Source organism: Candidimonas sp. SYP-B2681 (assembly GCF_003971065.1).
GTDB lineage: Bacteria > Pseudomonadota > Gammaproteobacteria > Burkholderiales > Burkholderiaceae_B > Pollutimonas.
The window spans coordinates 264,875-278,119 of the sequence record NZ_RYDV01000002.1 but is presented as its reverse complement, the minus strand read 5'-3'; the positions used below and the strand labels follow the sequence as shown (position 1 = coordinate 278,119).

At 56.5% G+C, this 13,245-nt stretch carries 14 protein-coding genes; 13 read left to right on the top strand and 1 reads right to left on the bottom strand.

The annotated features are described in order from the left end of the window. Window positions 1-7 precede the first annotated feature (7 nt). From EKL30_RS05930 to EKL30_RS05875, 13 genes are all read left to right on the top strand, one after another. Window positions 8-661 (top strand): DNA-3-methyladenine glycosylase, encoded by a 654-nt coding sequence (locus tag EKL30_RS05930; RefSeq protein WP_126706272.1) that lies wholly within the window; start codon window positions 8-10, stop codon window positions 659-661. A gap of 98 nt (window positions 662-759) precedes the next feature. Then, window positions 760-1,473 (top strand): tellurite resistance TerB family protein, encoded by a 714-nt coding sequence (locus EKL30_RS05925; RefSeq protein WP_126706271.1) that lies wholly within the window; start codon window positions 760-762, stop codon window positions 1,471-1,473. A 70-nt stretch (window positions 1,474-1,543) separates the two neighbouring features. Continuing rightward, window positions 1,544-1,741 (top strand): hypothetical protein, encoded by a 198-nt coding sequence (locus EKL30_RS05920; protein ID WP_126706270.1) that lies wholly within the window; start codon window positions 1,544-1,546, stop codon window positions 1,739-1,741. Between the two features lie 144 nt (window positions 1,742-1,885). After that, entirely contained in the window at window positions 1,886-2,056 is a 171-nt protein-coding gene (locus EKL30_RS18950; RefSeq protein ID WP_199748495.1) for a hypothetical protein, read from the top strand. Window positions 2,057-2,621: 565 nt separating this feature from the next. After that, window positions 2,622-3,743 carry a branched-chain amino acid ABC transporter substrate-binding protein gene (locus tag EKL30_RS05915; RefSeq protein ID WP_126706551.1) on the top strand — a complete coding sequence of 374 codons (1,122 nt, stop codon included), beginning with the start codon at window positions 2,622-2,624 and terminating at the stop codon, window positions 3,741-3,743. A 58-nt stretch (window positions 3,744-3,801) separates the two neighbouring features. After that, window positions 3,802-4,731, top strand: a complete 930-nt coding sequence (locus EKL30_RS05910) for a branched-chain amino acid ABC transporter permease (protein WP_126706269.1) — start codon at window positions 3,802-3,804, stop codon at window positions 4,729-4,731. A 4-nt stretch (window positions 4,732-4,735) separates the two neighbouring features. Beyond that, on the top strand, window positions 4,736-5,902 hold the full coding sequence (locus tag EKL30_RS05905) for a branched-chain amino acid ABC transporter permease (protein ID WP_126706268.1): 1,167 nt from the start codon (window positions 4,736-4,738) through the stop codon (window positions 5,900-5,902). Then, window positions 5,899-6,684 (top strand): ABC transporter ATP-binding protein, encoded by a 786-nt coding sequence (locus EKL30_RS05900; RefSeq protein WP_126706267.1) that lies wholly within the window; start codon window positions 5,899-5,901, stop codon window positions 6,682-6,684. The genes EKL30_RS05905 and EKL30_RS05900 overlap by 4 nt, the downstream gene beginning before the upstream one ends. Continuing rightward, the gene (locus EKL30_RS05895; RefSeq protein ID WP_126706266.1) at window positions 6,681-7,388 is read left to right on the top strand and encodes an ABC transporter ATP-binding protein; all 708 of its coding nucleotides are present in this window, start codon (window positions 6,681-6,683) and stop codon (window positions 7,386-7,388) included. Before EKL30_RS05900 ends, EKL30_RS05895 begins: the two co-directional genes overlap by 4 nt. Before the next feature lie 13 nt (window positions 7,389-7,401). Beyond that, window positions 7,402-8,679 carry an amidase gene (locus tag EKL30_RS05890; RefSeq protein ID WP_126706265.1) on the top strand — a complete coding sequence of 426 codons (1,278 nt, stop codon included), beginning with the start codon at window positions 7,402-7,404 and terminating at the stop codon, window positions 8,677-8,679. Between the two features lie 24 nt (window positions 8,680-8,703). Then, window positions 8,704-9,987: a M20 family metallo-hydrolase gene (locus tag EKL30_RS05885; protein WP_126706264.1), complete on the top strand. Its 1,284-nt coding sequence runs from the start codon at window positions 8,704-8,706 to the stop codon at window positions 9,985-9,987. Between the two features lie 33 nt (window positions 9,988-10,020). After that, window positions 10,021-10,608: a helix-turn-helix domain-containing protein gene (locus tag EKL30_RS05880; protein WP_126706263.1), complete on the top strand. Its 588-nt coding sequence runs from the start codon at window positions 10,021-10,023 to the stop codon at window positions 10,606-10,608. Between the two features lie 171 nt (window positions 10,609-10,779). After that, the gene (locus EKL30_RS05875; RefSeq protein ID WP_199748494.1) at window positions 10,780-11,772 is read left to right on the top strand and encodes a tripartite tricarboxylate transporter substrate binding protein; all 993 of its coding nucleotides are present in this window, start codon (window positions 10,780-10,782) and stop codon (window positions 11,770-11,772) included. A 48-nt stretch (window positions 11,773-11,820) separates the two neighbouring features. Here EKL30_RS05875 and EKL30_RS05870 read toward each other — a convergent pair whose 3' ends face one another. Further along, window positions 11,821-13,239, bottom strand: a complete 1,419-nt coding sequence (locus EKL30_RS05870; RefSeq protein WP_126706262.1) for an amidase — start codon at window positions 13,237-13,239, stop codon at window positions 11,821-11,823. Window positions 13,240-13,245 lie beyond the last annotated feature (6 nt).

Sequence of the window (13,245 nt, the reverse complement as noted above, 5' to 3'; positions counted from 1 at the left end):
TCCTCTTATGCCTGCCAATACCTCGAACAGTTCGCCTGAAGAGATTTTGAGGCAACGCCTGCAATCTCTGCTGCAGCTCGATCCTCGCCTTACACAGGTGCACAATATTGCAGGACCCGTTTTGCCACGGATCAGTACACCGGGCTTTGCAGGACTGGCCCGCGTGGTTTGCGGTCAGCAGCTTTCGGTGGCAAGCGCGAGTGCCATCTGGAACCGCTTGGAAGCGCAATCCGGTGGCGTGACGCCCGAAAGTTTCCTGGCACTGGATGAAACCACGTTGCGAAGCGTTGGCCTTTCTCGCAGTAAACACCTGACGCTAAAAAATATGGCCCAAGTGGTTGTGTCGGGACATCTGGATTTTGCGGTTGTGCATGGCTTGCCAGCCGAAGAAGCAATCGCCAGACTTACCAAACACAAAGGCATTGGCCCTTGGACCGCCGAGATCTACCTGATGTTCTGCGCGGGCCATCCCGATATTTTTCCTGCCGGAGACCTGGCATTGCAGAAGGCAGTAGGCGAGGCCTTCGGAATCGACCCGTTCCCTGACCGCCGTGCGCTAATATCGATCGCCGCCGACTGGGCCCCACACCGCGCCACCGCTGCGCTGTTGTTTTGGCGCTTCTATGCTGCCAGGCGTAACCGCGAGGGTGTGGCCCTGTAGGGTCGTTGCGCAGGTCAGGGCCGACTGACGACGCCATATGCAACTTAGACCATTGCCCTTGGTCTTATGTTTTTCTACAACTAAAGGATAACGGCACGATGTCAATTCAAGGACTTTTACAGCAGCTACTCCAGTCAGGACAAAGCTTGGCTCAAGACGCAGGTTCCAAATTGAATACTTCTGGCCAAGGACTGGGCTCGACTCTGGGCGGTTTTGGCGGTGGCGCCCTGGCAGGCGGCGCCTTGGGGATGTTGCTAGGCAACAAGAAATTTCGCAAAATAGGCGGGAAAATCGGTGCCTATGGCGGAGCGGCCGCTTTGGGCGCCGTGGCATTAAAAGCCTATCAAGACTGGCAGGACAAAAACGCAGCCTTGCCATCGGCCGCAGATGGCTCTGCTCCTCCTCAAACACAGCCGCGTCAGCTACAAGCCGTTGCCGCCTTACCACTTCCCGAAATTGAATTGCAAAGCAGAGTGATTTTGTCGGCCATGATTGCCGCCGCCAAGGCTGACGGTCATATCGGAGCGGAGGAAAAACAGATCATTGATGCCGAGGTCGTTAAATTGACCAACGACAGCGCCGATGCCTTATGGTTTGAGTCCGAAATGGAGAAGCCCGCCAACCCCATGGAAATCGCAGCACTGGCGACAACGCCTGAACTGGGGGCCGAAATTTACCTTGCCAGCAAACTGGTCATCGACGAGGAAAGCTTCATGGAGCGCGCCTACCTTGACGAGCTTGCTCGTAACCTTAAGCTCGAACCCGGATTGAAGGCCGAGCTCGACTCAAAGCTTAAGAGTCTAGCGGGTTAACATGTTTGGCAATGCGGTAAGCGGGAAAGCTGTACAAGCGGTTTAAATCGAGTCTAAAGGATATTAATAAGTGAATAAAAACAAACGCAGTGCTGTAACCGTATTGTCAATCGGAGTCATGGCGTTCGCGCTGGCTGGATGCATGAAAGAGGAAGGCCCGGCAGAAAAGGCCGGCAAAGAAATCGACAAAACTCTGAGCCAGGCTGGTCAACAAATCCAGAAGGCGGGTGACAAGATTCAGGATGCTGCACGAGACGCGCAGCGGTAAATCTTCACGACGGAGGTGCGTCGCGACCGCGCCTCCGGGTACGTACTTTGCTGTAAACCGATCAAGCAAAGGTCGACGTTATAAAGACGCAGGCCTCCAGCGTAAGCATCACGAGCGAGATAATCACGTTAAGGACTTACGACCATGACCGACCAAAGGAAGGATATGAATCCCGGTGACGATGCAGAGCCGGGAACGCCGGGAACCGGGGAGGTCGCATGCCCCGAGTGCGGCGGGACGGGCAATATCAACGGAACTGAGTGCAAAAATTGCGGCGGCACTGGCAAGGTTATAAAAGGGGTAGGCGGAGCCTGATGCCCCCCGCCTCTACCCGCCCTACGGCCGCAATCAATGATTGGGCGGCTGGTCTGAATGCCCATCCGGTAAAACGTATCGGGCAAGCCGGAGCATCGGGCGAATAACGATCATTTGGTTCAGCAACTGGACTCCCCGGGTCTGGCTCCGCCATAGGCCATACACTCAATTAGAGCACTCGCTTTACATAACTAGCGCTGTCATCGCCTGATCAATGAGTGCGTAGCTACTACTCATATAAGAGCCCGACCGACCTTCATGAAAGGCCAGGTGGCTAAAAACTTCATTCGTTGCGCGCCATCGAGGTGCAATTAATGCCCCCCAATGGCGTGCAGCTACCTTCAAGCTTTGATGCCCTTTTCTGCCCACCTAAGAGGGACGCCCCGACTGAAAGTGGCACGGTCTTTGCGTATCGCATCTTCAAGCTACTTGAACGAATGGAATGGGAAACGTACCAATGTTCAAGCGTCTTGAATCGTGTTACACCGAATATCCACTTCTAAAAGGGGGTTACAAAGTGCGCAGAACACTCTCATTAGCAGCCATTGCCGTGGCTACCGTCAGCATGTCAGGCCTGCCTTCACCGGCTGTTGCAAAAGATGTCGTCAAGATCGCTTTCGTGGGTCCGCTTACGGGCGGCGTTTCAGCAATTGGCCTAGGCGGCCGCAATTCGGCAGACTTGGCCGTACGTCTGCGCAATGCCGACCCTGCTTCAAAATACAAGTATGAACTCGTGACCCAAGACGACGAATGCCGCCCCAATATCGGCGTTCAGGTCGCCACCAAAGTAGCAACAGATAACAAGATTATTGCCGGTGTCACACACTTTTGCTCAGCAGTCGCCATGGGCACCGTAGGCGTCTACAACCGGTTCAAGTTGCCGGTCGTGGTGTGGGGGGCGGTCGTACCCGAGATCACCTACGGCAATGACTTTAAAGAGATCCATCGTGTCAACGGTACGATGATCAACCAGAACGATATTGCCGCGAAATTTATGACCGACCAAGGCTACAAAACCTGGGCCATCATTCATGACACGACCGACTACGGCAAGGGCCACAACAAATATTTTACTGAGTACCTCAAAAAGTATGGCGGGGAAATCGTAGGAACTTTCGGCGTGACAGCCGATCAACAGGACTTTACGACCGAACTGACCAAAATCCGCGAACTCAAGCCTGATGTCGTCTACTTTGGCGGCTTGACGCCATTAGGGGTACGCATACGCACACAGATGAACAAACTGAACATTCCGGCTCAATTCGAAGGCACATCCGGGATCATGTCTGAAGCGTATATTCAGGGCGTGGGCAGGGATATGGCAGAAGGATCGCTGGCATTCATTGAAGGCGCTCCGCTGGAAAGGCTACCGGGCGGTCAGTTCTTTATCGAACAATACTCTAAGAACAAGTATGGCGAACCCGCCGAAGCTTACGGTCCATTCTCGTTTGCGGCTACCAACCTGATCATTGATGCAGTAGAGAAGGTCGGCCCAAACCGCAACAAAGTAAAAGATGTACTCAATGCGACCAACGACGTCGACACTATTATTGGCAAGGTGACTTTTGACGACCACCGTCAGAACATCGTGCCGCTGATTACCAAATACGTCGTGCAAGACGGCAAGTGGGTAATCTGGGAAGAAAGCGACTACGCAAAAGGCGCCAAGAAGTTGGCGGGCAGGTAATCGGGGTACGACACGGGGCGCGTTCTGACGTGCCCCGTGTCGTGTAATGGAGATCAAAATGAGTATTCTGGGTCAGTACATTTTCAACGGGCTGATGCTGGGCGTAATGTACGCAATGGTCGCCGTCGGATTCACGCTTTTTTTCGGCGTACTTGATGTAATCAAATTTTCCCATGGCGACACCCTGATGGTCGGTGCCTTTGCTGGCCTGGCTGCCTCGATCGGGATACTTCAGCTAGGCATCGGCTCACCCGCCATCCAGCTGGCGGCGATTATTCTATGCGCGTTGTGCGTCACCGCCTTGCTCGGCGCCGCTATCGCTAAATACCTGATACTGCCCTTGCGCAGTGCGCCCCCACTGAATACGCTGCTCGCCACGCTTATGCTGGGCACAGTCCTGCGCGAAGCGATCCGCTTGTTCTACCCGGACGGATCCAACCCCAAGCCCTTCCCCGCCCTGCTGCCCACCACGTCTCTGGAACTGGGGAGTTTTTCGCTGCGTGCCGACAATATGATTCTTCTCATTGCTGGAATCGCATCGATCGCGGGAGTGCATTTTCTGATAACTCGCACACGCCTAGGCATGGCTATCCGAGCTGTTGCGCAAGACAGCGAAACCGCCCGCCTGATGGGCATCAACTTCGAAGCCGTCGTATTGATCACGTTCGCCCTTGGTTCTGGCATGGCCGCGCTTGCGGGTGTCATGAACGGCCTGTACTACAACGAGATCAACTTCAACATTGGCTTGCTGATGGGGGTCATCGGCTTTGCGGCTGCCATCCTGGGCGGCCTCGGTAACATCTACGGGGCCATTCTCGGCGGCTTCTTATTCGCAGCGTTACAGGTATTGGGCAGCGCCGCGTTGCCAGCACTAATCCCCAATATACCCAGTGCCTACAAAGATGTATTCGCCTTTGCAGTAGTCATCATTCTGATGGCGTGGAAACCCACCGGCCTTATCGCCGAAAAATCCAGCGAACGAGTCTGACATAATGAAGCCCTCCATCCCTTCCAAACGCGAAAGCGCAGCATTACTGGCTTTTGCGGGCATTGTGCTCACCTTTTATCTTTGGCTGTTCCTTCATGCCGAGAGCCAACTGAATGTCGGTATTTTGCTCGCAGTCTGCGTGCTGGCACTCTTCGTGGCCCGCCGATTCCGGATCACGCAAGCCATTGAAGAAGCTGGTGCCCACCGACCCGGCCTGGCCCGGCTTTGGGCCGTAGGTGGCACACTTGCCCTGATTGCCGCATTCTATGAGTCGCACTTCATCCTTCTGATGATCTGCACCGTGCTCCTCTATACCACCGCTTGCCTGGGGCTGACGCTGCAATTCGGCTTTTCAGGGGTAGCGAATTTTGCCGGCGCGGCATTCTTCGGAATCGGAAGCTACACGACGGCCGTACTTTCAACACACACCAATACGCCCCATATCCTGGTCGTCATTGCCTCGGGTGTCATCGCCGCGTTAATAGGTTCGCTGCTGATTACGCCCGTGCTTCGTACGCGCGGCCACTATGCCGCGCTGGTAACCATCGCATTTGGCATCTTGTTCAAAACCTTTATCGAGGTCAACGATGTACTGGGCGGTCCCCAAGGTCTGCAGGTGCCCGGCATGGTCCTGTTTGGCTACGAATTCAACAGCGGATTCACCCTGTTCGGAGTCGAGATGTCGTTCTACGTAAGCTATGCCCTGCTCAGCCTGGGTATCTGCACTGGCGTATTCGTCATCGTTAAGGCCCTGGAACGTTCCTGGGTTGGACTTGCCATGGACGTAGTACGCACCGATGAAACTGCAGCCGCAACGTTCGGACTCAATATTGCCCGATGGAAGGTGATCGCGTTCATGCTGGGCAACTTCTTTGCCGGCGTCGCCGGCAGTGTCTATGGCATGATCACGGCCTTTGTTGCCCCCAACAACTTCACATTTGCCGACTCTTTGCTAATGTTGTCCATCGTGATCCTGGGCGGCTTGGGCAATGTGGTGGGCCTGGTGCCTGCTGCTTTGATCGTGCTGGTACTTCCGGAAAAGCTGCAGTTCATCCAGGAATACCGCTTCCTGCTCTATGCGGCATTAGTCATCGTCATCCTGCGGTTCCGTCCAGATGGGTTGTTACCCCGCAAGACACGCTTGTTCTTCAACAAGGAGACTGCACGATGAGCTCACAAGCCATGATACAAGTGCGCGATCTGACCATGCGCTTTGGAGGCCTGACGGCCCTGGACCATCTGAATATGGACATCCATGAGGGTGAGATTCTAGGCCTGCTCGGACCCAATGGGTCTGGCAAGACGACCTTCTTCAATGTGCTGACCGGCCTGTACCGCGCCAGCGAAGGCAGCATCCTTTACGAGGGCGAAGAGGTTACGGGCAAGACACCGCAAGAGGTCTATCGTTCCGGCGTCGCACGTACGTTCCAGCGTTCACGGCTCTCATTGCCGCTGACAGTATTCGATAACATTGTGATCGGCGACTATCAGCACATGCAGCATGGACTGGTGTTTAATCTGTTTCGCCGCAAGGCGTTTCGGGCAGAATACAACGCCTATGTCGAGAAAGTCACGGCACTGCTCAACATTTTCAGTCCACCGCTGGTGGCACGCCTGTTCGAGCCGGTTGAAACATTCACCATGATTGACCGACGTCGAATTGAAGTTTGCCGCGCGCTAATGAGTCAACCGCGTCTTCTACTGCTCGACGAGCCCTCAGCGGGCATGACACACGATGAAACCCACACGCTCATGAGCGACATCATGGATGTTCGCAAGAAGCTTCCTACGCTGTCTGTGGTGCTGATCGAACACGAAATGAATGTCATTGAACGCATTACCGATCGCTGCGTCGTCCTGAATTACGGCAGCAAGATTGCTGAAGGCACTTACGCTGAAATCACGGCAGATCCAGACGTCCAGACCGCCTACCTTGGGGAAGAAACCGTATGAATAGTCTACGTGTCGAATCGCTGACAACCGGATACGATAAAGTCAATGTGCTGCATGATGTCTCCATCGAGGTCGCCCCTGGTCAGATCACTTGCATACTCGGCTCCAACGGGGCAGGCAAAACTACGCTCATCCGTTCCATCCTGGGTCTGACACCTCCACGCCAAGGGCGCATCGTATGGGGCGATCGCGACCTGGCTGGCGAAAAAACCCACAAAATCATTGCTAGCGGCATTACCTGCATCCCCGAAGGCCGCAAGGTATTTCCGCGCATGACAGTGGCCGAAAATTTGGCACTGGGCGCCTATCTCGAGACCAATCCCACCAAGGTGCGCGACAACCTTGAAAAGGTCTATGAAACTTTCCCACGATTGAAAGAACGCGCCGCTCAATTGGCAGGCACCATGTCGGGAGGAGAGCAAGCCATGGTGTCCATAGGACGCGGCCTGATGGCCGATCCCGAACTTCTCATCATTGACGAGCCTTCGCTCGGGCTATCGCCGCTGTACGTCAAAGAAAACTTCAATGTAATCAAACGAATCAACGGCGCAGGGCTCACCGTTTTACTCATCGAGCAGAACGCCCGGCAAACATTGGCCATTGCGCACCATGGCTACGTGTTGTCGCAGGGCCGGATCGTGGCTCAGGGTACTGCACAAGATCTCAGCAACAACGACGAAGTACGCTCGGCGTATTTCGGCTAACACGGGACACGGTATGCCTCATTTTCTTGATCTTCCCGTGCGCACCTTAGTGGAACGCCTGACACGACGCGAAGTTAGCGTCGAAACAGTCGTCCAAGGCTACCTGGAGCGTATCCAGTCTGCTGACCCGCTGGTGCATGCATGGCAGCATGTCGATGCAGAACGCGCTCTTAACGAGGCGCGCGAGCGTGATAAGGAACTGCCTGGCCCGCTTTACGGCCTGCCCATCGGCGTGAAAGATCTCATCGATACAGCCGACATGCCCACCACTTACGGCTCTTTGCGCTATGCAGGCCACCGCCCGTCGCTTGATGCGGTATGTGTCGCAACAGCGCGCGAAGCCGGCGCGGTGGTCCTCGGGAAAACCGTGACCACCGAATTCGCCACCTTCCAGCCAGGTCCCACCAAAAATCCCCGCGCGTCGGCCGATCAGCCCCGGACCCCCGGGGGATCGTCAAGCGGCTCGGCGGCCGCCGTAGCGGCGGGCATGGCACCGTTGGCATTCGGCACCCAGACGGCCGGCTCCATTATTCGGCCCGCTGCTTACTGTGGCGTAATTGGATACAAGCCTACCTACGGAACCCTGTCGGTGGCAGGCATTAAGGCGCTCTCCCCCAGCCTGGACACATTGGGCGTCCTTGCACGCCACGTGGACGACGCCGCGTTTTTTGTCGGCCGACTCGCCCGTCTGGAACTGGATCCGCAACCCTTAGGACGCCTGCGCATTGGGGTCTGTCGGCAACCTCATGCGATTGAAGCCTCGACTGACAGCATTCGCGCTGTCGAAACGGCAGCGCGAATGCTCGAAAATCAGGGCGCACAGCTGCACGACATTGTCCTGCCTGAGGCCTGTGAAGGTTTGACTGCTGCCCAAATAGACATCATGGGTTACGAAGCAGCTGCCGCTTTTGCGCCCGAACTTAAGACGTCCCCGGATGGGTTTAGCGATGCCTTCAGGGCCTTTCTTTCTGCCGGTGCTCAAGTAAGCGATGCGCGCTATACCGCGGCGCAGTCACTTGCCCGCCAAGCCCGCATATCCCTCCATCATCTGTTCGATCAGGTCGACTTGATCGTGGCTCCAAGTGCTCCCGATATTGCTCCAGTCGGCCTGGCGGCAACTGGCGATCCTATTTTTAACAGACTCTGGACGCTGCTGGGCAACCCATGCGTCCATGTTCCCACCGGGATTGGGGAATGCGGCATGCCGACTGGCGCTACGCTAATTGGTCCGTGTCGGTCCGACGTGCTGGTACTGTCAGCTGCACATGCCCTTGAATCCGCTCTCGCGTGACTTCCACACCACCCAGGAAACCCCATGAATCAACATGACACACCGGTACCCGAACGCGCTCAGGATCATGTCAATGCCTCCCGCCTGCTCGACACAATCACCGCGCTGGCGGCCTTTGGTGGCCGCGACGACGGGGGTGTATCGCGCCAGACTTTAACCGACATTGATTTGGCTTCACGCCGCTACCTGATCGAGCAGGCCCGTGCACTGGGTTGCGACGTCAGCACAGATGAGTGCGCGAATCTCTTCTTTCGCCGTCCGGGCCGAAGCGATTTGCCACCCGTGCTGACGGGAAGCCATGCGGATACGCAACCTGTGGGAGGCAAACTAGACGGTGCCTATGGCGTTCTGGCCGGGCTCGAGGTCATTGCGGCGCTGAACGACGCAGGCATTGAAACACTAAGGCCGATCGAAGTCGTAGCATGGACCAATGAAGAAGGAAGCCGGTTTGGTCCCGGCGCCATGGGTTCGAGCGCTTTTGTCGATCCGACCCGCCTGGCAGAATATCGCCGTTCAATCGATGGCGACGGCATTAGTTTTGGCACGGCGCTGGACAAAGCCCTTGCAGCGACTGCCGATGTACAGCGCTCTCCGATGGCTCGTCCCATGGCCGCTTGCCTCGAACTGCATATTGAACAAGGTCCAATACTGGAAGCAGACGAAGTCCCGCTCGGCGTAGTCAACGGTATCCAAAGCGTACGCTGGTACCGAGTCGAATGCCGCGGCGTGATGGCTCACGCTGGTACTACGCCGATGGATCGGCGCAGCGACGCAATGGCCACCGCCCACCACATCGCCCAGCAGCTCTATTCCTTTGCCCAACAAGAAGCCTCAACCCAATTGCGACTTACCCTAGGACGCTGGGTCGTGGAGCCCAATTCAGTAAACACCATACCTGATCGAGTCGAGTTCACAGTGGACGTGCGCTGCGTAGACGAGTCAGTGCTCGACCGCTTTGAAACCATGCTGAACAGTGCCACAGCCGCTGCCGTCTCTGCCCCCGGGGCCGTCGCCCTTACCTGCTTCTTCCGCCGCGCCCCCACGCATTTCCCAGAAGAGATGAAAGAACTCGTACAACGCGCATGCAGCCGGGCCAGTGCCCAAGCCGGGCGCAAGCAACCGATCGCCTTAACCTCAGGCGCATTTCATGACGCCATGTATCTGGCTGATCATTGCCCAACCGGCATGATTTTTGTTCCAAGCAAGGGTGGCATCAGTCACAATGCATCTGAAGCCACCGCTCCGGAGGACTTAGTTCTCGGAGTGCAGGCGCTCGCCTACGCTGTGGCTGCCCTGGCGGATAGTTGACCGCCAACCTTGCCCAATACGTTCAAAGATTTTATGCCCCACAGTTCCGGACCCCCTACGACCTCTACCCTGAAGACAGCCACTACCAGCCTTGGCCTGCATTTGCGCCATGCTCGTCTGGTGGCGGGTTATACCCTGCGGCAACTGTCAGAACGTGCGGACTGCTCCGAAAGCTTGATCTCGAAGGTTGAACGAGGCGTAGCAATGCCGTCGCTTGCCATGCTACACCGCCTGGCAACCGCCCTTGACACCAATATCGGTGCGCTCACCAGTGAAGCACGGCCCAGCGGCGGGCCGATACTGCGCCAGGGCGAGCGCCCAGTGATTCGGGGTGGCAGCATTTCACTTGAACGTATTGGCCTGCCTGCTCCGGGCGCACTGCTGCAAGCCAACATCCATATTATCGCCCCCGGTGGGGCCAGCGATGGGCAAATCGTGCACACCGGAGAAGAAATCGGCTATGTACTGGAAGGTCATATCGAACTGCAGCTCGGCAATGAGAATTACACCCTGAACCCTGGCGACGCGTTCGTATTTTCGAGTCAGGTGCCCCATGGTTATCGAAATATCGGCGAAATCGCTGCGCGGGTATTGTGGGTCAACTCACCCGCCACGTATTGATCCGCGTGAACCCGATAAATGCACAGATTCGATCTCCAATTTCTTTGAACCGGCGTGCGGTGTATGTGCCCCCCAACGGGTAAATTTCAGCAACAGTAAGAATGTCGATTAATATTATCGCGCAGCCATCGCTCGCAGCGCGAGAAGCCAAGAATTCAATAGAGGTGTTCCATGTCGACAATTTCGAGACTCTGTATTAACGCTCTTCCCGTCGCCGCCTGTTTAGCAATGGCCTTTCCGGCGCACGCTGAAAAGAAGGCGCCGCTTCCCGAGCCAATGACGCTCGTCGTGGGCTATGCACCGGGCGGCGCAGCCGATACGGTCGCACGCGCGTATGCCGAGCAGTTGCGCAAGGACGGCGCTGGAACTGTTATTGTGGAAAACCGGCCTGGTGCTTCGGGCCGTATCGGTCTGAACTATGTTAAAGATTCGAAACCAGACGGTAGAACGATGTATCTGGTGCCTTCTCCGCTGCTGACCATATTTCCGCTCACGTATAAAGCCCCGGGCTACGACGCCCAAACCGATCTGCGCGCCGTCGCAACACTGGTTGATATCCCGACAGCCATTGCAACAGGCGCTTCACAGCCATTCGACGGCATGAAAGGCTATGTAGACTGGGCAAAGAAAAACCCCTCCGCCGTGACCAGTCTTGGCGTCGCCACACTGGGCAGCTCGGGTCACTTGGGAATACTCGCCGTCAATGAAAATCATAATATGAAGATCGAGCCGGTGGCGTACCGGGGCGCATCGCCTATGCTGATCGACGTTTCGAGCGGCGTCGTTTCCATCGGATGGGACGCTGTCGCCAGCATGATGCCCCTTTACCAAGCCAAGAAAATCAAATTCCTTGGGGTTAGCGGTACGAAACGACTCGATGCCCTGCCCGAGGTAAAGACACTTGCCGAACAGGGTTTTCCGGAATTCAAGGCGGCTACCAGTTTCTACGGCATCGTCGTGCCGGCCAAAACCCCCGACAACACGGTCAAGGGGCTTGAAGACGCATTTTTGAAGGCTTCAGAAGCACCTGAACTGCGCGAGCAACTTGCCGCGAAGGGCCTGGTGATGGCGCCCGCCAAAGGCGCTGATATGGCGCAACGCACGAGCGAAGAACTTGCTTCGTGGCGCCCCGTGGTGGAACGCACCGGTATCGTGATGGACTAAACCGGCACGATGATTCGAATAGCAACCACAGCGGCCTAGCGTTTGTCGTCAGAATACGGGTTGGACCGGGGTTCCTGTGGCGCTTTCAAAGATCGAGGCCAACCGTAAAAGCTCATCGTCGCTGCCATAACGGGTCACAAAGTGAATCCCCGTTGGCAGACCATCGCGAGCCAAGCCGCAGGGAAGTGTTATGGCGGGATGGCCCGTCATATTGAAGAGCATGGTCCAGGGATACCAGTGTGTGCGAATACCGTCGTACAGCTTGCCATCCATTTCAAATGGATCGAATAAGTCCGTATCCAGGGGCAGTGCTGTCCTGCTGATCGTTGGCATCACGAACAAGTCAGCGGTGTCGAAGACGCCCTGTATACGTTTGAAAAGGGTGCTGCGGACAAACATCGCCTCTTGGTAATCGACCGCACTGTACTCCCCTGCCGACATAATTTGCCGTCGAAAGGTCGCGCTGAACGTGTCGCCGTGCTGCTCGACCAAGGGCAGAAATCGAGAGCGCCACACCGTATGGTTGATTGTGCGCCAGATCGGTTCGATAATGAAGTCCTTAGCTTCGAAAGGCTCTAGCGTTGCGCCCAGACCTGCCAGGGTTTGCAGCGCCGCGTCGAAGGTCTGGCGCACATCGACCGACACATCGCGCCCCTCTGGGGCATAACAATAGCGCACGCGTTTGCCGCGCAAATCGCCCTGGTGACGAGCGGCCTCGGCGTAGTCTGCCCGCTTCAAGCCGATCGACCAAGGATCGAGCGCATAATCGCCGCTTATTACCTGCAACATCAGCCCGGTGTCGGCGACCGTTCGCGTCGTGGGGGTTACATAAGTTTGGTTGCCAAACAAGTCTTGCGCTTGGCTGTGCGGGACAACGCCGTTGCTCTGCTTGATGCCTACGACGCCATTGCAGGCGGCAGGGATACGGGTGGAGCCGCCACCGTCCGTCGCGATCGCCAACGGCGTAATCCCAGCCGCCGTCGCGACTGCTGCGCCGCCACTGGAGCCGCCACTGGTTCGCCTGGCGTCCCAAGCATTGCATGTCTGACCGAATAACGGCGAGCGGGTAAACGGCTGCGAACCGAACTCGGGCGTGGTGGTTTTACCGAGCAGGATGGCACCCTGGGCGTTCAGCCGCGCAACAGCGGGTGCGTCTTCCGTAGGAACGTTGTCTTTGTAGAGCACGGTGCCGAAAGTCGTTCGGACCCCTGCCGTATGAACGAGATCTTTTACCGTATAGGGAATGCCATGCAAACGACCCAACGGTGCGCCGGCCATAATGTCCTGCTCAGCCTGGCGCGCCTGTGCCATCGCCTGTTCACCGCATAAGGTGATGAAGCAGTTCAAGACAGGTTGAAGTTGTTCGGCGCGGTCCAAGCTAGCCTGCACCAGCTCCACAGGAGAAAGCTTCTTTGAACGGATCAGTGTGATCAACTCCGTTGCCGGGAGCTGGTGCAAGGCTGTCATGAGCGA